The organism is Anaeromicropila populeti (assembly GCF_900112775.1).
GTDB classification, from domain to species: Bacteria; Bacillota; Clostridia; order Lachnospirales; family Lachnospiraceae; genus Anaeromicropila_A; species Anaeromicropila_A populeti.
In genome coordinates this window covers 266,053-287,481 of record NZ_FOYZ01000003.1, presented here as the reverse complement: position 1 = coordinate 287,481, position 21,429 = coordinate 266,053, and the positions used below count along the sequence as shown (strand labels likewise).

20 protein-coding genes are annotated in these 21,429 nt (G+C 34.5%); 15 read left to right on the top strand and 5 right to left on the bottom strand.

The annotated features are described in order from the left end of the window. Positions 1 to 22: 22 nt before the first annotated feature. The 9 genes from BM305_RS05385 to BM305_RS05345 all read left to right on the top strand — a co-directional run bounded on the left by BM305_RS05385 (position 23) and on the right by BM305_RS05345 (position 10,067). Positions 23 to 754: a ferritin-like domain-containing protein gene (locus BM305_RS05385; RefSeq protein WP_177214562.1), complete on the top strand. Its 732-nt coding sequence runs from the start codon at positions 23 to 25 to the stop codon at positions 752 to 754. Positions 755 to 872: 118 nt separating this feature from the next. Next, positions 873 to 1,418, top strand: a complete 546-nt coding sequence (locus BM305_RS05380) for a biotin transporter BioY (protein WP_092559672.1) — start codon at positions 873 to 875, stop codon at positions 1,416 to 1,418. 165 nt (positions 1,419 to 1,583) lie between these two features. Further along, positions 1,584 to 3,890 (top strand): RelA/SpoT family protein, encoded by a 2,307-nt coding sequence (locus BM305_RS05375; RefSeq protein ID WP_092559671.1) that lies wholly within the window; start codon positions 1,584 to 1,586, stop codon positions 3,888 to 3,890. Positions 3,891 to 3,894: 4 nt separating this feature from the next. Then, entirely contained in the window at positions 3,895 to 4,578 is a 684-nt protein-coding gene (locus BM305_RS05370; RefSeq protein ID WP_242940466.1) for an MBL fold metallo-hydrolase, read from the top strand. 19 nt (positions 4,579 to 4,597) lie between these two features. Continuing rightward, positions 4,598 to 6,067, top strand: a complete 1,470-nt coding sequence (hemZ, locus tag BM305_RS05365) for a coproporphyrinogen dehydrogenase HemZ (protein WP_092559670.1) — start codon at positions 4,598 to 4,600, stop codon at positions 6,065 to 6,067. After that, complete coding sequence (locus BM305_RS05360; protein ID WP_143099130.1) at positions 6,054 to 6,668, top strand: HD-GYP domain-containing protein; 615 nt, start codon at positions 6,054 to 6,056, stop codon at positions 6,666 to 6,668. Before hemZ ends, BM305_RS05360 begins: the two co-directional genes overlap by 14 nt. 26 nt (positions 6,669 to 6,694) lie before the next feature. Then, on the top strand, positions 6,695 to 7,951 hold the full coding sequence (gene hisS, locus BM305_RS05355) for a histidine--tRNA ligase (protein WP_092559669.1): 1,257 nt from the start codon (positions 6,695 to 6,697) through the stop codon (positions 7,949 to 7,951). A gap of 11 nt (positions 7,952 to 7,962) precedes the next feature. Then, positions 7,963 to 9,759: an aspartate--tRNA ligase gene (aspS, locus tag BM305_RS05350; RefSeq protein WP_092559668.1), complete on the top strand. Its 1,797-nt coding sequence runs from the start codon at positions 7,963 to 7,965 to the stop codon at positions 9,757 to 9,759. Positions 9,760 to 9,776: 17 nt separating this feature from the next. Continuing rightward, positions 9,777 to 10,067 carry a DUF1294 domain-containing protein gene (locus BM305_RS05345; protein ID WP_242940465.1) on the top strand — a complete coding sequence of 97 codons (291 nt, stop codon included), beginning with the start codon at positions 9,777 to 9,779 and terminating at the stop codon, positions 10,065 to 10,067. A gap of 661 nt (positions 10,068 to 10,728) precedes the next feature. Here BM305_RS05345 and BM305_RS05340 read toward each other — a convergent pair. From BM305_RS05340 to BM305_RS05320, 5 genes are all read right to left on the bottom strand, one after another. Beyond that, a complete protein-coding gene (locus BM305_RS05340) occupies positions 10,729 to 11,523 on the bottom strand; it encodes a polysaccharide deacetylase family protein (protein WP_092559667.1) in 795 nt (264 codons plus the stop codon). Positions 11,524 to 12,008: 485 nt separating this feature from the next. After that, a complete protein-coding gene (locus BM305_RS05335; RefSeq protein ID WP_092559666.1) occupies positions 12,009 to 12,152 on the bottom strand; it encodes a cyclic lactone autoinducer peptide in 144 nt (47 codons plus the stop codon). A 60-nt stretch (positions 12,153 to 12,212) separates the two neighbouring features. After that, positions 12,213 to 12,935 carry a LytR/AlgR family response regulator transcription factor gene (locus tag BM305_RS05330; RefSeq protein ID WP_092559665.1) on the bottom strand — a complete coding sequence of 241 codons (723 nt, stop codon included), beginning with the start codon at positions 12,933 to 12,935 and terminating at the stop codon, positions 12,213 to 12,215. A gap of 14 nt (positions 12,936 to 12,949) precedes the next feature. Further along, positions 12,950 to 14,203, bottom strand: coding sequence for a sensor histidine kinase (locus BM305_RS05325; RefSeq protein ID WP_092559664.1), 1,254 nt, complete (start codon positions 14,201 to 14,203; stop codon positions 12,950 to 12,952). 285 nt (positions 14,204 to 14,488) lie between these two features. Further along, positions 14,489 to 15,010, bottom strand: coding sequence for an ECF transporter S component (locus BM305_RS05320; RefSeq protein WP_092559663.1), 522 nt, complete (start codon positions 15,008 to 15,010; stop codon positions 14,489 to 14,491). 333 nt (positions 15,011 to 15,343) lie between these two features. On the opposite strand from BM305_RS05320, the gene BM305_RS05315 reads away from it, so the two are divergent. The 6 genes from BM305_RS05315 (at position 15,344) to BM305_RS05290 (ending at position 21,383) form a co-directional block, all read left to right on the top strand. Beyond that, the gene (locus BM305_RS05315; RefSeq protein ID WP_092559662.1) at positions 15,344 to 15,484 is read left to right on the top strand and encodes a cyclic lactone autoinducer peptide; all 141 of its coding nucleotides are present in this window, start codon (positions 15,344 to 15,346) and stop codon (positions 15,482 to 15,484) included. A 173-nt stretch (positions 15,485 to 15,657) separates the two neighbouring features. Then, positions 15,658 to 16,551, top strand: coding sequence for a leucine-rich repeat domain-containing protein (locus BM305_RS05310; protein ID WP_092559661.1), 894 nt, complete (start codon positions 15,658 to 15,660; stop codon positions 16,549 to 16,551). Positions 16,552 to 16,566: 15 nt separating this feature from the next. Continuing rightward, entirely contained in the window at positions 16,567 to 17,904 is a 1,338-nt protein-coding gene (locus BM305_RS05305; RefSeq protein WP_242940464.1) for a vWA domain-containing protein, read from the top strand. A 3-nt stretch (positions 17,905 to 17,907) separates the two neighbouring features. Then, positions 17,908 to 19,437, top strand: coding sequence for an ATP-binding protein (locus BM305_RS05300; RefSeq protein ID WP_092559660.1), 1,530 nt, complete (start codon positions 17,908 to 17,910; stop codon positions 19,435 to 19,437). 20 nt (positions 19,438 to 19,457) lie between these two features. Next, on the top strand, positions 19,458 to 20,636 hold the full coding sequence (locus BM305_RS05295; protein ID WP_177214561.1) for a ComEC/Rec2 family competence protein: 1,179 nt from the start codon (positions 19,458 to 19,460) through the stop codon (positions 20,634 to 20,636). Positions 20,637 to 20,666: 30 nt separating this feature from the next. Beyond that, on the top strand, positions 20,667 to 21,383 hold the full coding sequence (locus BM305_RS05290) for a M48 family metallopeptidase (RefSeq protein ID WP_092559658.1): 717 nt from the start codon (positions 20,667 to 20,669) through the stop codon (positions 21,381 to 21,383). Positions 21,384 to 21,429 lie beyond the last annotated feature (46 nt).

Genomic DNA, 21,429 nt, shown 5'->3' with positions numbered 1-21,429 from the left:
GAATTCTTTTAGGAGGGTTGGCATGTTTATAGCCCCATGTCAAAGCAGTAAATTAACAGATAATGCCCAGCTTCGGGCAGCCATTGCAGCGATAAGTGATGCTGTGGGATCTGAAAAGGAAGATGAATTATTTTATGATTACTTATTGAGTCAGGCACCTACGGAAGAAGAGGTAGAAATTATTACTTCTATCAGAGATGATGAACGGAAACATAATAAGTTATTTCGAAGAATTTACTACGATTTTACTGGAAATGAAATTGGCAGTCAAGAAGAGGTTGACTTTGAAATGCCGGAATCGTACGTAGATGGTATTAGGAGGGCTTTATTTGGTGAGCTTGCTGCGGTGGAGAAGTACCGAATCATTCGAAGCGGACTTCCAATGGGAGCCTATCAGGACACTCTGTTTGATATTATCACAGATGAAATAAAGCATGCATCAAAATACAATTATTTATTTACATTAAATCAAGGTATGAACCAGCCAGTGCTTAATGCAATGGATATGGACAGAACAAAATTTACACCAGATGACTGGGTAAATTATATTATGCCGTTGGCAAAGCGTGCTTTGCAGGAAGCGAAGCAAGGAATTAATCAGGAACATCTTTTTCAGGAATTTATACTGGCAGGAGTATTGGTTGGCTTGGGAAAAAGTCCAGAGGATGCAATTGATCAGGTAGAGCAGTGGGAAAAGACAGGAGCCTCTCAAATATTGGCTATGAGCAAATTAAATGGTATTAGCAGAAAATAGAACAGAATTAAGAAAAACATATAATTGTCAACCTGATAACAATATAGGTTGACAAATTGTTTTTTTTGAAGTATGATGAAAGAGCAAAAGAAAATTAGTTTGTTGGAGGCTACATAAAATGAAGAAGATGTCAATTAAAAATATAGTGCTGTGTGGAATGTTTGCTGCAATACTTGCTGTAATGGCACAAGTTTCGATTCCCCTGCCATCAGGAGTACCTGTGACATTACAGACTCTTGGAATGGCACTTTGTGGTTATATTCTTGGTTGGAAATATGGAATGGTTTCTAATTTGGTTTATATTTTAGCAGGAGTAATTGGGATTCCAGTCTTTGCCAACTTCCGCGGTGGAGTTCAGGTGTTGTTTGGAAAGACAGGCGGATTTCTGATTGGATTTGTTGTTTTAACTGTATTTTGCGGAATTGCAGTGCAGATGAAGAATAAAGTATTTACTGCAATATTCTCTTTGGCGGGTTTGATTATTTGCCATATGTTTGGCGTACTTCAATTTGCTTTTCTTATGAAATTAAGTATTCCATATTCTATAACATTAGTTTCGGTTCCATTTCTTGTAAAAGATATTATTTCAATAGGAATCGCATATTTTGTGGCTTTAGCAATTCGCCAGGGTCTTACTAAATCAGGTGTTTACCAGTTTAACTAATAGATTTTTTGTATTGAAAAATTAATATCTGCCAAAAAACAAAAGGAATACAAATAAGTGTTTCTTTTGTTTTTTTATGGTAAAAAGACATTATTCAATAAAGCAATTGATTTTTTGCAAAAAAATCATTATAATAATAGAATATTCTAAACTAGGGGTGATATCATGGATATAATTGGCAATGGACTTGATGTTAATAAAAAATTAGTGAGAAAAAGTCATACCGCATTAACTGCTCCAGCCGATTTTACAGACCCGGAGATCTTATATAACAAGTTAATAGATACGATAAAGCGTTATCATCCTTCTGCTGATCTTTCCATGATTGAAAAAGCATATTCAATTGCATATGAGGCACATAAAGAACAATTTCGAAAATCAGGAGAACCATATATTATTCATCCAATCTGTGTTGCTATTATTTTGGCAGAACTGGAATTAGATAAGGAAACAATTGTTGCAGGGCTATTACATGATGTAGTAGAGGATACCGTGTGTACGGTTGAAGAATTAGCGGTTCAGTTTAGTGAGGAGATAGCATTATTAGTTGATGGAGTAACCAAATTAACTAATTTGAATTATTCTTCTGATAAGGTTGAATTACAGGCAGAGAATTTGAGGAAGATGTTTTTAGCAATGGCAAAGGACATACGGGTAATTTTAATAAAGCTTGCGGATCGTCTTCATAATATGCGTACGTTACAGTATATGAAGCCAGAAAAGCAAAGGGAAAAGGCAAGAGAGACTATGGATATTTATGCTCCCATTGCCCAGCGTCTTGGTATTTCTAAAATTAAAATTGAACTGGATGATTTGTGTTTAAAATATCTGGAGCCAGAAGTATATGCGGATTTACTTCAAAAAATTAATGTTAAGAAATGTGATCGGGAAGTTTTTGTCAACCAGATTGTAGATGAAGTAATCCGGCATATAAACAATGCCAATATTGATGCAGATATTGATGGCAGAGTAAAGCATTTATTTAGTGTCTACCGCAAGATGGTAAATCAAAATAAAACGTTAGAGCAGATTTATGATTTATTTGCCGTGCGGATTATAGTGGAGTCTGTAAAAGACTGTTACGCAGCTTTGGGAATTATTCATGAAATGTATAAACCAATTCCGGGAAGATTTAAAGATTATATTGCAATGCCAAAAGCAAATATGTACCAGTCGCTTCATACAACTTTAATTGGTCCTACTGGTCAGCCGTTCGAAATCCAAATTAGAACCTATGAAATGCACCGTATCGCAGAATACGGTATAGCGGCTCATTGGAAATATAAAGAGGGAAATGATGGAAAGAACAGCAAGGACAGTGAAGAAGCTAAACTAACATGGCTGCGTCAGATTTTAGAGTGGCAGCAGGAAATGTCAGATAATAAAGAGTTTTTAAGTCTGATTAAGAGTGATTTGGATTTATTTTCAGAGAGTGTATATTGTTTTACACCTTCAGGAGATGTTAAAAATCTTCCTACAGGTTCGACCCCAGTTGATTTTGCTTATAGTATCCATAGTGCGGTAGGGAATAAAATGGTGGGTGCAAGGGTTAATGGCAAACTGGTAAATATTAATTATGAAATACAGAATGGAGACAGAATTGAGATCCTGACTTCACAAAATTCAAGAGGACCTAGTCGAGACTGGCTTTGGCAGGTTAAAAGCACACAAGCAAAGAATAAGATTAATCAATGGTTTAAAACACAATTAAAGGAAGACAATATTATAAAAGGGAAAGATATGCTGTTGTCTTATTGTAAGTCAAAAACCATTGTATTGAGTGATTTACTGAAACCAGAGTTTATGAATGAATGTATGACGAAGTATGGTTTCAGAGACTGGGATTCTGTATATGCTGCTGTAGGCCATGGCGGACTTAAGGAAGGTCAGGTTATTAATAAGCTTCAAGAATGTTACCTGAAGAAACATAGGAAAGAAATTACAGATGAAAAAGTAATGGAAACTGTCCAGGAGGTTAAGGACAATAAGCCTGCTGCGATAAGTAAATCCAAAAGTGGTATTGTGGTGGAAGGAATCCATGATGTTGCAGTAAGATTTTCAAAATGTTGCAGCCCTGTTCCTGGAGACGAAATTATTGGTTTTGTTACACGAGGAAGAGGAGTATCCATTCACAGGACAGACTGCATCAATGTTATTAACTTGCCAGAAGAGGACAGAGTAAGATTAATCGAAGCAGAATGGCGGGTTGGAACCAGCAAGTCAGAAAATGAATTTTATACAGCTGAAATTAGGATTTATGCAAAAAATAGAAGTGGTGTGCTTGTGGATGTCTCTAAGGCATTTACAGAAAATAGAATTGATGTAACTTCTATGACTGTCCGCACAAGTAAGCAGGGAACAGCTACAATTAGTGTTGGATTTGAAATTCAGGGAGTAGAACAGTTAAGTAATATAACAGGAAAGCTTCGTAGTGTTGAAGGGGTTATTGACATTGAAAGAACCTCAGGCTGATTAGATGGAAGGGAAAAGAAAAATGGGAGATATTTTACGAGTTGAGCCAATTGAAATAAAGTTATTTATTCTTGGAATGGTACAGACAAATTGCTTTATCGTAAGCCATGGAGAAACGAAAAAAGCAATTGTGATTGATCCAGCAGATCAATTTTGTGTCATTGACAAATATTTAAAAGATAATTCATTAAAACTAGAGGCTATTCTATTAACACATGGTCATTTTGATCATATTTTAGCTGCAAGTGAATTAAAAACAGCGTATCATGCTCCTATATATTGTCATGCAGAAGAAAAGGAAATTGTAGAGGATTCCATAATGAATTGCTCTGGTATGATTGCAAAAACATATTCAGTCTCAGTTGAACATGTGTTTCGGGATAATGAAATGTTGCATTTAATTGATTGTGATATTAAGGTGCTGCATACTCCAGGTCATACAAAAGGCTCTGTTTGCTTTTTCTTTGAACAACAAGGAGTATTATTTAGTGGTGATACTTTATTTTTAGAATCAGTGGGAAGAACGGATTTGCCAACGGGTAATAGTTCAGCGATTGTATCTTCTATTAATAAAAAATTGTTTGGACTTGAGGAAAAAACAATTGTTCTGCCAGGACATGGAGATAGTACAACGATAGGATATGAAAAGAAAAACAACCCATATGTGAATGGATTTGATTTCAATTAGTTGACAGACAGGAGATATTATGTACGTTTTATTATCAGAAGATGTATTTTCTTATGAAATACAAGCATTAGTAAAGGCATTCTTTCCAAAAGAAAAAATTACAATTGGAACAGATGAAATTACAGGGGAAACGGAAAAAATCTGGATTTTTTTAGAAGAATCCAATATTACCGTTTCTTTTATCAAGTCTGACAATGTGCTTGTTAAAAGGACAAGTGAGCTTGTCAGAGAACCAAAAAGAGAATTTAAAAATATTTTGAAGCGTACTTTATATGAAGTGCTGGCAGAAGTAACAGGTGATGTACTTCCATGGGGAGCACTGACTGGTGTCAGACCAACTAAGCTTGCGATGGAATTGGTGGAATCTGGAATATCAAAGGAAGAGGCAAGAGAAAGGATGCAGAAGTGGTATCTATGTTCTGAGGATAAAGCACGCTTGGGAGTAGATATTGTGGAAAAGGAACTTTCACTTCTAAAAGATATAGACTATAAGGAAAGCTACAGTTTATATGTGGGTATTCCCTTTTGTCCAACAACTTGCTTATATTGTTCCTTTACATCGTATTCACTCAAATTATTTTCGTCCTATGTGGAACAGTATTTGGATGCATTATTTCGGGAAATCCAGTATGCAGGTGCTTGTTTAAATGGGAAAAAGCTGGCTACTATATACATAGGAGGCGGCACGCCAACTACTTTGACGGCATTTCAATTAGAACGTTTAATTGGAAAAATCAAAGAAACATTCGATATGTCCTTTGTAAAGGAATTTACGGTAGAGGCTGGGAGGCCCGACAGTATTAGCCAAGATAAATTAATGGTATTGAAAAAAACTGGTGTGACAAGAATTTCTATTAATCCTCAGACCATGAATCAGACTACGTTAGATGTGATTGGACGATGCCATACGGTGGAACAAGTGAAGGATACCTTCTTTCTTGCCAGGGAAATAGGTTTTCGTAATATTAATATGGATTTGATTGTGGGACTGCCTAATGAGACGGTTGAGGATGTGATGCATACATTTGATGAAATAAAGAAACTAAATCCCGACAGCATTACAGTTCATTCGCTGGTACTAAAAAGAGCCGCCATTTTGAATATGAAGAGAGAAAGATATGAAGAGTTTCATTTTGGTGACGTGGAAAAGATGATTGCATTAGGTCATAAATACGCAAAAGAGAATGAAATGGAACCGTATTATTTATACCGCCAGAAGAACACCACAGGAAGCAGCAACAGCAGCAGAGAAAATATTGGTTATGCTAAAAACGGAAAAGAGGGGCTTTATAATATTCTGATTATGGAAGAAAAGCATACTATTTTAGCATTAGGAGCAGGGGCTGCCTGTAAGTTTGTTTTTCCAGATGGATCAAGAATTGAACGGATCGAAAATGTTAAAAGTGTAAAAGATTATGTGGAACGAATTGACGAAATGATTGAAAGAAAGAGAGCTTTCATAGAAGGGGAATACAATGTCTGTTGCTAAACAAAATATTATACTTGATGAAGATGATTTGGATGAAGCGATAAGGGAAGACTTACAATATGCTATTGATCATGGAATGGTGGTAAGTAATCTGGCTTATTTTTTATCCCAGGAATTGGGTGAAAGCGAGTTCTTCTGCAAGGAAATGGCTTTGGCAGGAATGCTGCATGATATTGGAAAACTAAAGCTTAGCAAATATCTATATGGCCGAAAGAAGGATGCCCTGTCAATTGAGGAAATTAAATATGTCCGGATGCATCCTACTTTTAGTAGGCAGATTCTTGAGAATGAAGGGTTTTCACCTTTTATTCTTGAGGCAATTTATCATCACCATGAAAATTATGATGGAAGTGGTTATCCAGGTAATTTAAAGGGAGATGATATTCCATGGGGAGCAAGAATTATACGCTGCTGCGATGTATTTGCTGCTTTGGTATCTGATCGTCCTTATCGAGAAGCTTTTGATATAGAAGTAGCGTTAGAGTTGATGATAGATGAAGTAAAAAACTTTGATATGAGTGTTTTTCTGGCTTTTCAAAGCCTGATTAATTCTAGTAATTTTGCCCATATAGGCGAGTTGATTCATAGCAGGAATAGGTAAATGCATAAGAGATAAGGAGGAAGACTATGATTACGCAAAGACCAAAAGGGACACAGGACTGGTATGGTGAATCAATGCATAAAAGAACGGTAATTGAAAAATTAGCAAGAGATTTATGCAAAGTATATAATATAAAGGAAATTATTTCACCGGTTTTTGAACATACTGTTTTATTTCAAAGAGGTGTAGGTGAAACAACAGATGTGGTACAAAAAGAGATGTATACATTTATGGATAAGGGTGACAGAAGTATTACGCTGAAACCAGAAGGTACTGCGGGGGCAATCCGCGCTTATCTGGAAAATAATTTATATGCACAGAGTCAGCCAATTAAAATGTTTTATGTGACACCGGCATTTCGATATGAACAGCCACAGAGTGGAAGATTAAGACAGCATCATCAGTTTGGAGTAGAAATAGTAGGTTCAAAAAGCCCACTAGTGGAGGTTGAATTAATTTCTTTAATTACAACCTTTATCAAGAAAATTGGACTGAAGGATGCAAAACTTCACATTAACAGCATTGGCTGTGCTAATTGCCGCAAAACTTATAACGAGGCATTGTTAGCGTATTTGAAAAAATATGAAAATCAGCTTTGTCCTACCTGCAAGGAACGTATGTTGAAAAATCCATTGCGCGTAATAGATTGCAAAGTGCCTGCCTGTAAAGAAATTGTGGCTAATGCACCACGCACTATTGAATACCTGGACGAAGAGTGCAGAGAGCATTTTGATGAGTTGCAGAATCTTCTTACAAGTCTCAACATACCGTATGAAATTGATACAGGAATTGTGAGGGGGCTTGATTATTATACAAAGACAGTTTTTGAATTTGTTAACAGCGAAGGCTTTACACTTTGTGGTGGTGGACGATACGATAATCTGGTTCATGAAATAGATGAAAAGCAAGATATTCCATCTGCTGGTTTTGGAATGGGAATCGAACGAATTATTTATTTTCTGGAGAAGGAAGGGGTTATGGTTCAGCCAGAACCAGAGATTTCTTTGTATATGGGAATTTTGGGAAAAGAAGCAAAAGCAGCAGCTTATCAGATTGTGAATGAAATGCGTTTAAATGGTATCATTGTTGAAACGGATTATTTGGATCGCAGTGTAAAGGCACAGATGAAATTTGCTAATAAAATTGGAGCAAAGAATACAGTTGTAATTGGTGCAGATGAGATTGCCAATAATAAAGCAGCGATTAAAAATATGGATACGCATGAACAGACAGAGGTAGAATTAAGTCAAATAAGTGAGTACTTTTTAAGGAAAGAACAGTAGGAGGAACAATTATGTCAGAATCAATGATGGGTATGCGAAGAAGTCATAGATGTACCGAGGTTTCCCAGGAAAACATTGGACAAAAGGTAACCGTGATGGGATGGGTACAGAAAAGCAGAAATAAGGGCGGAATTATTTTTGTAGATTTGAGAGACCGTTCTGGTATTTTACAATTAATTTTTGAAGAAAGTGAATGTGGTAGTGAGAACTTTGCCAAAGCTGAAAAGCTGAGAAGTGAATTTGTAATTGCAGTGGAAGGAAATGTGGTAGAGCGTTCTGGTGCCGTAAATGAAAATTTGACAACAGGTGCAATTGAAGTACGTGCATTATCTGTTAGAATACTTTCAGAGGCTGAAACACCGCCATTTCCAATTGAAGAGGATAGTAAGACGAAGGAAGAACTTCGGCTGAAATATCGTTATCTTGATTTACGAAGGCCTGATTTACAAAAAAATCTTATTATGAGAAGTAAAGTAGCCACGTTGGTACGTCAGTTTTTGAGTGAGGAAGGTTTTCTAGAAATTGAGACTCCGATGCTGAATAAAAGTACCCCAGAAGGTGCAAGAGATTATTTGGTGCCAAGTCGTGTACATCCAGGTAATTTTTATGCATTGCCTCAGTCACCTCAGCTTTTTAAGCAGCTGTTAATGTGTTCTGGATACGATAGGTATTTTCAACTTGCCAAGTGCTTTCGCGATGAAGATTTACGGGCAGACAGACAGCCAGAATTTACTCAGATAGATATGGAAATGTCATTTGTAGAGGTTGATGATGTTTTAGATGTGAATGAAAGATTGCTGGAAAAAGTATTTAAAGAAATTTTAGATGTCGAAATTTCACTTCCAATACAGAGAATGAAATGGCAAGAAGCAATGGATCGGTTTGGTTCTGATAAACCAGATCTAAGATTTGGGATGGAACTGAAAGATGTAACAGAGGTTGTGAAAAATGTTGAATTTGTTGTATTTAAAAATGCAATCGAAGCTGGAGGAAGCGTGCGTGGTATTAATGCAGAAGGACAGGGGGCAATGCCACGTAAGAAAATCGATGCATTAGTAGAGTTTGCAAAGGGATATGGTGCAAAGGGACTGGCATACATTGCAATTGGAGAAGATGGAAGCTACAAATCCTCTTTCGCCAAGTTTATGACGCCAGAGGAAATGAATGCTTTAGTAGAAGCAATGGATGGTAAAAACGGCGATTTACTGCTATTCGCAGCGGATAAGAATAAGGTAGTATATAATGTGTTAGGTGCTCTTCGTTTGGAGATTGCCAGTCAATTAGGACTTTTAGATAAAAATGAATATCGATTTTTATGGGTAACAGAATTTCCACTGTTAGAATGGGATGAGGAGCAAAACCGTTTTACTGCAATGCATCATCCTTTTACCATGCCAATGGAAGAGGATTTGTATTTATTGGAAAGTGATCCCGGGAAAGTACGTGCGAAAGCATATGATATCGTATTAAATGGTACAGAGCTTGGTGGTGGCAGTATTCGTATTCATCAAAACGATGTTCAGGAAAAAATGTTTGGGGTATTAGGATTTAGTAAGGAAGATGCGTATGAACAGTTTGGATTTTTATTAAATGCATTTAAATATGGCGTCCCACCTCATGCTGGATTGGCATATGGACTAGATCGTCTGATTATGCTTATGGCAAAAGAAGACAGCATACGTGATGTAATTGCATTCCCTAAGGTCAAAGACGCATCCTGCCTCATGTCAGATGCTCCTAATGTAGTAGATGCAAAACAATTAAAAGAATTAGCCATTGCAATAGAAATGATGGAACAGGAACAGTAGAAAGCAGGAGACAGGCGATGTGGGATGGAAATATTATAAGAATGAGTCTGCTCCTATATGCAGGAGCTATAAATTTGACAGGATTCACTCTTATGTATATAGATAAGAGGCGTGCACAGCACCATAAGTGGAGGGTTCGTGAAAGAAATCTGCTAGCTGTGGCAGTGCTTGGAGGAAGTATAGGTTCTATAGCGGGAATGCAGATTTTTCACCATAAAACCAAGCATCCCAAATTTTATATTGGTATTCCCACTATTCTGATAGTGCAAGTTTTCATTTTAATTGGTTGGTATTTGAAATTAAGATAAGATGAAAAGGTACTAGAGTTTCTTACTTGAGATTCTAGTACCTTTTATATTGACATAGTAAATGAACAAGGTATTCTTGAATTACTTATAGTTAATAGAAAACAATACTTTAGGTTCGTCCCCGAAATGAATAGCCACATTTTGGACACCGGATTTCAATGGTACCTTTTTTTCTTGGTACTCTAAGAGTTTGGCTGCAATTCATACAGGTATAATATTTATAGTGTGGTAAATCCCTAAGGCGTTTTCCGCATTTGCAAAAAAAATTGCGAACTGACAAAATGAAATTTTCCCATTTCGTTGATTCGGAACGTCTCTGATTATAGTTCTTGGAAAAGATTCTTAATAGAGATACGATTAATAACAAAGTTGTAATAATATTTAAACTAATTGTTCGGAAAAAACCATTAATAAAGGATAGTAATATGCTTAAATATAATATGTGCAGGGACAATTTATCAATTCCATAACGCCCATATAAAAGTCGGGATATGACGGATACTATTTTCTTCATCATAGGCAATAAGTGCACGCCCTTTCTCTTCTTAAATCTTATGTGAAAATGAACAGCTAATATACTAAATTGTAGCATATTAGCTGGACAAATGAAATAGGAATCTTATTAATTTTTGTAAAGTAATTATAAAATTATAGAGAAAAATTATTGATTTAGAAATTGTCTGCCCTCATGATCCATATAATAATTGTCTGTATAAATTAATTCTGAAATAGGTACAATTTGATATCCCTGCTCTTGCAAGCCAGCAATCATAGATGCTAAAGCGTCCTTTGTAAATTTAGCACCGTTATGGCATAAAATAATAGAACCATTTCCCAAGTGCTTATGGTTGCAAACCGTTTTAATAATAGAATCTACACCATAATCTTTCCAATCAAGACTATCAACATCCCATTGAATACAATGATAACCACATTCCTTAACGGCATCTACTAATGTATTATTATAGTCTCCATAAGGGGGACGAAAAAGAAGCATATCTTTTCCTGTCAGTTCCTTTACTTTTTCATGCGGTTTCATAATTTCTTCTTTACATTGTTCAAGGCTGAGCTGAGACATCTGCTTATGATTTTCACTGTGATTACCTAGGTCATGGCCAGCAGCGGCAATTGCCTTTACATCATCAGGATACTTTTCAATCCATCCGCCTGTCATAAAAAAAGTAACTTTTACATTGTATTTGGCCAAAATATCAAGTATTTCACGGGTGTCTTCATTTCCCCATGCGGCATCAAAGCTTAAAGAGACCTTTTTTTCCTGACAGTTTACGCAATAAATAGGCAGCTTTTTTTCATCCTGAACAGGAGGATTTGAAATGGTTGCAACTGCTTTAGGAAAATAATATATTCCACAAGCAAACAGTAATACAATAGAAAGCCCAAAAAGCCCTCCTTTAATAAATTTGACTATTTTCTCTTTTTCTTCGTCAATATCCATAATAACCTCTAAAATATATGCTATTAATAGAATTATATTAAAGTATGGTTGTACGATATAACTAGTGCAATAAAAGCAAAAAAATAAAGACTGTGATGTGTGCGGTCACAGCCTTTAAACGAGGGGTATAATACTTATTAAGGGGGCTTAATTTAATAAGAATTAAAAGGTTTTTTGTGCTAATTTGCGAAGATATAAATGATAATGCTTTATAAATTTGCACCTCATTTGTATGGTTATATAATATACTATAGATTTTATTTATGCAATCAAACTATGTATTTTGCATTTTATAGCAACAATATGGCAAGTTTTTGCATGAAAAATAAAGAAGAAATTATAAATTCTGCACGCAAGTATATGAATTTGTATAAAAATATTGACGTATAATAGCAAAATAGATATAAATATTGGCAAAATAATAGAGAGTCATTGAAACAGGATATGCCTCCATGACTCTCTATTATTAGGTTTTTAGGTAATAATTAATGCTTTTTAAATTTTTCTGCGCCTTTTGGCAACTTCGGTTGGTGTAAGAACCACCAACATGCACAGTTAACATTATTTTTCACCACTTGTTCTGATAAGCTTACAATTGCAGCTTTCACAGTATCTTTTGTTTCTTTCATAAAAAACACCGCCTTTCAACATGAATGTGTCAATTATGCTATTGTCATTAGTATGTATATCTAGTGTTTAGGAAACTTGGAATAAATATCTTTCACATTCTTTAAGAATGTTCTTCCGATGCGAAATTCTTGTCCGCTTTTCATATAAATAGTATTTTTGTCCATAGATAGAATTTCATCCATATTTACAATAATACTTTGGCTTATTCGTACAAAAATATATTCTAACCGTTCTTCAACAGCAGATAACGTTTCGTAAATTTCGTATGTTTCTTTAAAAGTAACAATTCTTGTTTTCTGTTGTATTTTTTCAATATAAATAATACTAGATTGTTTTAACGTAATATTATTCTTATTAACCGTAAAATAAATACAAGCACTTATCTTTTTATTTTTAATACTTTGTACCTGAACAATTGCTTTTGCATATAATTTTTCAAGTCGAGATTGCTCAATCGGTTTCTGAAGATATCCAAATGCAAATAATTCAAAGGCGTCCAATGCGTACTCAGAATGACTGGTTATAAAAATAATAACAGCCCATGGACTATTTTTCTGAATTAATTTTGCAACTTCTATACCACTATGATCTTTTAAATCAATATCTAAAAGGGCAATATCAATCTTTTCTTTTTTTACAATACTGTTAAATGATGCATTAATGGTACTAAAACACTGAATATTGGGGCGTACCTTAAATTTCTTGCTGAATTCCTCAATGTAAGTTCGATTAATACTTAAGCTTACTTGGTCATCATCACAAATAATAATATTAAGTTCCATTTATCCGAAACCTCCTATGAAGCATTTGGAATAAAAATTTCTACTGTAAATTCATTTTCATTAAAATCAAATTTAACGTTGCCATGATATTTCTTTACAATATTTCGAATAATATTTACACCTAAACCATGATTTGAGGAATCAAGTTTAGTAGTAATAAAGCTCCCTTTTCTAAAAACGGGCATATCAGCTAATGAATTATTACATATAATGTAGTAACCAGCCTCCTCTAGCTGAATGTCCAAATTAACAAAGCGCTGTTCCACAGAAACATTTTCATTGGCTTCAATTGCATTATTAAGCAAATTGGAGAGCAGCGAACAAATATCAACATCAGACATTTTAAAATCATTAACTGTAATAGTAGAAGAGAACTTGATTTTTAGCTGTTTAGCTGCTTTCTTCTTTTGATTTAATAAAATAGCGACATTTTTATTATCAAGAAGAAAAATATCTTCTGCAACTTCTATATCCACGTACAGATCATTAATATACGACTCTAATTCATTATATTTTTTTGAAATAACAAGTGATTTTATTAATCCATAATGTGATCGCATATCATGTCGTAATTCTCTCAATTTATCTGTAACTTCAATAATATCTTTATTCATTTGCATTTCTAGTTCCATCTGTTGTAAACGAAGAGTATTCTTAAACTCTCGTTGTTGCCGCCTGTCAAATAAAACTATTACATAAATGGTAATCCCTACAAGTAAAAATTGTTCCAATAAGAAAAAGAATAACAGTGAAACATTACTTCCAATCAATTTTTTATTATTAAATACAGCGACACTAGGTACAACTAAAATTATATTGCTTAGTATCAAAGGAACAATTTCTTTATTGTAAAGTAATCGGGAAATTAACTTTCGAAAGCTTATTGTAAAAATCATTTCACAAATAATTATGTAACACAATCGGGCAAATAAGCTTGCTAGTACATTAATTGTTCCGAACGAGGTAATTTCATTAATTGGAATACGTATAATTCCATATAATATTCCGACTGTAAGGATATCTGTTATGATGGACACAATATTTAAAATTCCCAGACATAAAAGCCGTGAGTATAAAGTGTTTTTAAACAAAATATTTGTTAAAAATATAGTATAGGAAATCATAACAATCGGTATTACTAGATTTATCACGTCATTCTGAATCCTAAATGCAAGAACTTGCTTTAATACTCCCAGCAAATACATACCGAAGCCAGCGGAAAAATAATAGATTCTGTTTGAGTATTTCGGTTTAAAAATTTTTGACATGATCCGAATCCAAATAAAAGGCTCGATACTATACGAGAGTAGTGCAAGTATTATATTTAATTCATTTATAATAACACATCTCCCTATGTTCTATTGTATTCCCCGTTTTAATTATTTTATCATAAATTGTAACTACATTCAACACATTAAATTATTTTTTTTATTAAAAATACACAATAATCTAAGATTAGTATGGACAATCGTTATATACAATGTAAAAAAAGCACATAAAATAGGCGGGCGTTTCTTTAAAAACAAAAAACTGGAATGTGCAATATGCTGTATTTAATGAGTTATATAGGTAAATATGTTGGCTTTTTTCAATGCTGGAAAAATAATTGTCACTGTAAAAGTACCAAACAAGGTCTGAATAATATTTCCTGGAATGTCAGCAGCAGCAGATATTCCCATCCCTAGAAATAAATAGGTATATCCAAAATACCCAAGCACAATAATGGAAGAGGCAGCAAGACCACTCAATATGCTGGGAAGGATAGCATTGTGAAATCTAGTGGAAAGGACACGGTAGAGAAGTCCACAGGTAAAAGCTGCCAGTGCTTTAATTACAAAGGTTCCAAGAACGTACTGGGTGTAGCCTGAAAGCAAGTCAACAAGCATAGAACCAATTCCGGCAGCAAATGCTCCATATATAGGACCAAGCAATATACCAGACAAAAATACCATGCCATCACCTGGATGAATAAATCCATTTGTAGGGGATGGGATTTTTACAATAGTTGTTGCTACATAGGTTAATGCAGCCATAAGTGCAGCAAGAGTTAATTTCGTAATTCTATCTTTTTTCATAACAGCCTCCTGAATCTCATTTATTCATATAATTGTTTGTATAAGTACTATAACTATAATATATAAGTGGAATGATTAAAAGGGTCAGAAGATAAATGACGAATGGTACCAGTTTTGCATCGTTCAATACTTGTAAGGATACTATTTGACAGAATCTATTTAAAAAAGTATACTGAATAATGATAAAAGTATAATATAGGATTGAATGTCTTGTAACATTATGTTAAAATATGTTATACACTAATATTTTGCAAGTTTTGTATTTACGACACTTTGAATGAAAATTTTGAATATTAATAATCTGAATGATTATAATAAAAGGAGGTTCATAAGGTGAAAAAGAGAAAAGAAATTGTGGAAAAAATAATTAGTAAAACAGCAGAGCATTTTGTATCAAAAGAAATAAATTCTGCATGTATCAGTTGGTATTATCAGCCAGTTCTTCCGAAAGGTGCAGAGAGATTTAAAAAATAGAATTATGTCTTAATGGTGTTTTGCCAATGCAAAACGCCATTTTTATTGTGACAGCCCCTTTGTTCTCATTTTTATCGTTACAGAACATGGATATAAATATTGTAAAAAAAAGTCCAAAATGGTATACTCGTTATAAATTATCTATTGATTTATGAAACAAGGAGCTAGGAAAATTGAAAAATCATTTTGAATGGAAGATAGTTGAGACAGGAATTGAGATTACCCGGTACTTAGGGGACGCTTCTAGTGTAATCATTCCAGAAAAGATTGATGAGCAAAAAGTTGTCAGCCTGGCAGCATATGCATTTGAACGATGCCGGGGATTGTATGAATTGTTTATGCCAGATGGACTACTAAGCATTGGTACACATGCATTTTATAATTGTCGAGAATTGAGGAAAATAGTACTTTACAATACAGTGAATTCCATTGGAGATGGTGCATTTAAAAATTGTGGGAATTTGAAAGAAGTTTTTATATATCGTGTAATTCCTAAAACAAAATGTTTAAAGGGAATCCTATCAGAAATTAACCAGGAGCTTCATGTGACTCTGGATTATGGTGAAGATAAATGGAATGGCATATCAGTTGCTAAACTTGTATTTCCTAAATATGAGTTTGATTATGAAGAAGTGACTGCGGCAAGAATCATCAATCAGGTAACATACGGTTCTGGCGTACATTTTCGGGAATGTATGTTTGGTGGAGATGTGGACTATAAAAAATATGATGCAGATTTTTTTGTTGCCAGAGCAAATGATTCTGATGAAACAGCAGCATTTTTGGCTATGTATAGGGCTTTTTATCCCTATAAGCTAGAAGAGGAAGCGCAGCAGATGTATCTTGCTTATATAAAAGAGAACTTAGATTACATTTTCAATTTGGCAGCGGAACGAGAAGATATGGAAATATTAGAGCAGCTTTCTAAACTAGAGGTATTTGACAGGGAAAGTCTTGAACGCATCTTGAAGGCGGCCAGTTCATTAGGAAAATTAGAAATCATTCATTTTTTATTAACATATAAGAAAAGAAAGTTTGGTTTTTCTGACAAAAGTTTTGAATTGTAGACAGGAGAGCAAAAAGTGAAAAATGAGATTAAGGAAAGATTAATAAATATATGTAATCAGATTTTAAAGGCTTCCAGAAATGAATTGTACCTTTCTATGAGATTTTTAGATGTAGCACTGAGCCAGTTTTCTTATGAATTTCTGTTATCTACTTTTTATATGGGAACAGACGGGGAGAAGATATATTATAACCCCAAGTTTTTGACAGAACGGTATGAGTTTAACAGAATCTTGGTAAACAGGAGTTATTTTCATATGCTGCTTCACTGCATTTTTTTTCACATTTATAATTATGAAGATAAGAATGAAGAACTATGGGATATAAGCTGTGATATTGCTGTTGAATATATTATGGATGGAATGGACTATAAATGTATACAAAAATTAATTTCCGATTACAGAAAGCAAATTTATGCGAGCTTAGAGGACGAGCAGAAGATTTTAACTGCTGAGGGAATCTATAAGGTACTATTATCTGGGAGGTTTGCAGAACAGGATATAGTAAAAATAGGATTGGAATTTTTAGTAGACGATCATACCTTGTGGAGAAAAAAGAAAAAGGGAGGACAGAATGAGGAGCCTGAGAGCAGAAAGGCACCAGAGGAAGAATATCAAAGGTGGGAAAAAGTAAGTGAAACTATAAAGACCAATTTGGAAACTTATTTTAAAAATGCAGGAAATGAATCAAGAGCACTAATGGACTACTTAAATGTTAAGCACCGGGAGCAGTATAATTACAGAAGTTTTTTACGTAGATTTGCATTGCTGCGGGAAGAAAACAAAATGGATATGGATAGCTTTGATTATGGATTTTATCATTACGGATTGGAGCTTTATCAGAATATGCCATTAATAGAACCATTAGAGTATAGTGAGGTAAACAAGATAGAAGAGTTTGTAATTGCTATTGATACATCAGGATCCTGTCAGGGAGAGACAGTAAAGGCATTTTTGGAAGAGACTTTTACAATTCTGCTGGATAGTGAGAATTTTTTTAATAAGGTAAATGTACATGTGATTCAGTGTGATAATGAAATAAAGGAAGATATGATTATCACAGATATGGAACAAATAGAAGATTGTATAAAAGGGTTTTCTGTTAAAGGATATGGAGGGACAGATTTCCGCCCTGTGTTTCAATATGTTGATGACCTGATCAAAAGGAAAGAGCTGCATCATTTAAAGGGATTACTTTATTTCACCGATGGAATGGGAGTTTATCCTACTAAACCGCCAGGGTATGAGGTGGCATTTGTATTTATTGAAGAAAACTATACAGACAAAAAGGTTCCCCCGTGGGCAATGAAACTTATAATAGAACCAGATGATTTAAGACAAAAACGAAAGGAATAGAAAATGAATATAAAGCGTGCAAAGGAAGAAATTAAAAACTCAATTCAGGCATATTTAAGTAAAGATGAGTATGGAATGTATAAAATTCCGATTATGAAGCAGCGTCCAATTCTACTGATAGGTCCGCCTGGTATTGGAAAAACGGCGATTATGGAGCAGATTGCAATGGAATGTAAAATCGGACTGCTGGCTTATACGATCACACATCATACACGTCAGAGTGCAGTTGGCCTGCCATTTATTAGTAAGAAGGTGTATAGTGGCAGAGAATATGCGGTAACAGAATATACAATGAGCGAGATAATTGCTGCGGTATATAATAAAATTGAGGAAACAGGATTAAGAGAAGGTATTTTATTTTTGGATGAAATAAACTGTGTTTCAGAGACATTGGCACCTACTATGCTTCAATTTTTGCAATTTAAAACGTTTGGAAATCATAAGCTTCCAGAAGGCTGGATCATTGTTGCAGCTGGAAATCCTCCTGAATATAATAAATCTGTTCGTGATTTTGACATTGTAACACTAGATCGGCTAAAAAAGATTGAGGTAGAAGACAATTTTGATGTTTGGAAGGAATATGCTTATAAGCAGGGAATCCACGGGGCAGTTCTTTCCTATTTAGAAATAAAAAAAGACCATTTTTATAAAATTGAAACAACAATAGATGGTATGAGTTTTGTAACAGCCAGGGGGTGGGAAGACCTGTCTAAATTACTCTTAGTATATGAAGAACTAAATCTTAAAGTAGATGAACAGGTTGTCATCCAGTATCTGCAAAATCAGAAAATTGCAAAGGATTTTTCCAGCTATCTAGAGTTGTATGTTAAATATGAAAAAGATTATCAGATTCAGAGTATTTTAAATGGACAAATTGAATCAGAACTGGTAAAACGAGTGAAGGAAGCACAGTTTGATGAAAGGTATACCGTGATTGGACTGTTGCTGGCAGGCATAAATGAAAATTTTCAAAGGGCATTGCATATGGATGCATATGTGACAGGATTATATGAGGTTTTACAGGAAATAAAAGAAAATGTTCAAGAAAATAGTAATGTGGATGGTGTGCCAGAGTTATTAATGTCTATCATACAGCGAAAAAATATTGTTTTAACAGCTCAGAAAGAAGCTGGTCAGATAGAAATTGACCAAGTACAGGCTATTCTTCATATGATTCAGACGTTAGAGGAATATAAGGATAAGCTGGTACAGAAGGGAAGCATGGCGGATGAAGAATCCTTTCAGCTTCTGAAAGAATGGTTTTATGAGGAAACCAAGGAAAGAAACGAATCAATTGAAAAAGCCTCCAATCGTTTAAAGCATGCTTTTCTTTTTATGGAAAAAGCATTTGGCGAAAGTCAGGAAATGGTTATCTTTATTACGGAATTAGCTGGAAATTATCACAGTATGAGATATATTAGTGAGTTTGGCTGTGATAAGTATTATGAATACAATAAAGGCTTGCTGTTTCAAGACAGAAAAGAAAGTATTATCAGAGACATTCAAGAAGTAAACAAGCTGATGGAAAGTTAAGAAGAATGGGTGAAAGAAATATGATTAAGAATCAGAGGGGTAAATTGATTTGGATCGGTGCAGCAGTACTTCTTATAGCAGTGAATTTGTGTATATTAACAGGCTGTAAAGAAGACAAGCAGCAGTATCATCATCAAGTATCTGTTATGTATATAAATGTGGGGAAGGCAGATTCTATATTAGTACAGGTTGATGAAAAAAATTTTCTGATCGATGCAGGCGAGAATGACTCTGTACCTTCTCTTTTCAGAGCATTACAGTATAAGGAAGTGGCAAAATTAGATGGTGTTATTCTGACCCATACCCATAGTGATCACATTGGTGGTATGGAGGCACTTGCACAAAGATGTGAAATAGAAAATGTGTATTCAGCCGAAATATCAATGAATGAAGAAACAGGTGAAAATAAAATACAACAGGTAGTGGAACAATTAGCACTGCCACATAAAAAACTAAAGGCAGGGGACCAGATTGCTATTACATCAGATGTTTATTTTGAAGTATTGGGACCACTTCAATACAATGATGCAGATGATAATGATAATTCACTGGTACTGAAGCTGTCGGTAAATGGAAAAACATTTCTATTTACGGGGGATATGCAATTTGCAGAGGAAGAAACGTTATTAAAAGCTGGTGCTGATGTTTCAGCAGACATTTTAAAGGTGGCAAATCATGGAAACAAGGATGCGACTTCAGTAAAGTTTGCAAAGGCAGTTTCACCAGAAATAGCTGTTATATCAACGGATACATCAGTGGATGAAAATTCTGCAAATAAAAAGGTCAAAGCGTTTTTCTCTTCTGCCAAGGTTTATGTTACAGAAGACTATGCATGTGGTGTCCTTATTAAAATTGATACAAATGGAAACACAGAGGTATCAGATCCTATTATTCCTAAGTTAGTTGCCAGCCTGGAAATCCAATCAGTTTCGCTGGAAAATCAGACGGTTACGATTATAAATAATGGTGATGAGGTGGATTTGTCAGGATATTTCATTTTTTCCACAAAAGGAAAGGAAGTATTTTGCTTTCCTGAAGGGAGCAGGCTATTAAGAAATGAAAAAATAACAATTGCATGCACTGGCAAGAAAGGTGATTATATTTGGAAAGAGGAGAAGGTGTGGAGTACAAAAAAGGAAGACATTGCTTTGCTCTATGACAGTTATGGAAATAAACTTTCAAGTTGTGTGGCACAATAAATACAATATAAATAAGGTGGAATTAAGGATATGAAGTGTATTGGAGAGGAAGTAGATTTAGAATATGTACTAATTCGTTCAAAACGAAAAACAATTTCAATCATTGTGGAACAGGATGGGAGTGTTATCGTAAAAGCTCCTGCTATTTTGTCCATGAATGAAGTAGAGGCTATTGTTTTGAAGAAGCTGGGGTGGATTCGGGAAAAACAAAAAAAGATGCATTTGATGGAAAAAAGGACACAGGCAAAAGAATATGTCAATGGGGAACATTTTTTATACTTAGGGAAAGAGTATACATTACTTTTAGTAGAAGACAGGGTGAACGATGTTCCAGAGGTAAAAATTTTACATAATCAAATTCAAGTATCTGGGAAGAAGCTTTCAAGGGAAATTGTGAGAGAAGCATTATGCAGCTGGTATTTTGAACAGGCAAAATGGGTAATAGATAATCAGATTAAAATGTACAGTGCAAAACTGGGTGTCAGAGTTAGTAAATTAACATTAAGAGAAGCAAAAACCCGCTGGGGCAGCTGTAGTAGTAAAGGAGCTGTGATGATTAACTGGAAAATTATTATGGCGCCATTAGAAATGATAGATTATGTTGTTGTGCATGAATTGTGTCACCTGAAACATATGAATCATTCAAAGAACTTTTGGGATCTAGTTGCATCCATAATTCCTGATTATAAAAAAAGACGTTTGTGGTTAAAAGAACATAGTCAGATAGTATCAAATGAGCCAGGATGATACTTTCATGATTTATAAAACATATTGTCTTATAAATCAATAAAAG

Bases quoted from the DNA above. Each gene is read 5' to 3' on its own strand.
- BM305_RS05385 (WP_177214562.1), top strand. From the start codon at position 23: ATGTTTATAGCCCCATGTCAAAGCAGTAAATTAACAGATAATGCCCAG.
- BM305_RS05380 (WP_092559672.1), top strand. From the start codon at position 873: ATGAAGAAGATGTCAATTAAAAATATAGTGCTGTGTGGAATGTTTGCT.
- BM305_RS05375 (WP_092559671.1), top strand. From the start codon at position 1,584: ATGGATATAATTGGCAATGGACTTGATGTTAATAAAAAATTAGTGAGA.
- BM305_RS05370 (WP_242940466.1), top strand. From the start codon at position 3,895: ATGGAAGGGAAAAGAAAAATGGGAGATATTTTACGAGTTGAGCCAATT.
- hemZ (WP_092559670.1), top strand. From the start codon at position 4,598: ATGTACGTTTTATTATCAGAAGATGTATTTTCTTATGAAATACAAGCA.
- BM305_RS05360 (WP_143099130.1), top strand. From the start codon at position 6,054: ATGTCTGTTGCTAAACAAAATATTATACTTGATGAAGATGATTTGGAT.
- hisS (WP_092559669.1), top strand. From the start codon at position 6,695: ATGATTACGCAAAGACCAAAAGGGACACAGGACTGGTATGGTGAATCA.
- aspS (WP_092559668.1), top strand. From the start codon at position 7,963: ATGTCAGAATCAATGATGGGTATGCGAAGAAGTCATAGATGTACCGAG.
- BM305_RS05345 (WP_242940465.1), top strand. From the start codon at position 9,777: ATGTGGGATGGAAATATTATAAGAATGAGTCTGCTCCTATATGCAGGA.
- BM305_RS05340 (WP_092559667.1), bottom strand. From the start codon at position 11,523: ATGGATATTGACGAAGAAAAAGAGAAAATAGTCAAATTTATTAAAGGA.
- BM305_RS05335 (WP_092559666.1), bottom strand. From the start codon at position 12,152: ATGAAAGAAACAAAAGATACTGTGAAAGCTGCAATTGTAAGCTTATCA.
- BM305_RS05330 (WP_092559665.1), bottom strand. From the start codon at position 12,935: ATGGAACTTAATATTATTATTTGTGATGATGACCAAGTAAGCTTAAGT.
- BM305_RS05325 (WP_092559664.1), bottom strand. From the start codon at position 14,203: ATGTCAAAAATTTTTAAACCGAAATACTCAAACAGAATCTATTATTTT.
- BM305_RS05320 (WP_092559663.1), bottom strand. From the start codon at position 15,010: ATGAAAAAAGATAGAATTACGAAATTAACTCTTGCTGCACTTATGGCT.
- BM305_RS05300 (WP_092559660.1), top strand. From the start codon at position 17,908: ATGAATATAAAGCGTGCAAAGGAAGAAATTAAAAACTCAATTCAGGCA.
- BM305_RS05295 (WP_177214561.1), top strand. From the start codon at position 19,458: ATGATTAAGAATCAGAGGGGTAAATTGATTTGGATCGGTGCAGCAGTA.
- BM305_RS05290 (WP_092559658.1), top strand. From the start codon at position 20,667: ATGAAGTGTATTGGAGAGGAAGTAGATTTAGAATATGTACTAATTCGT.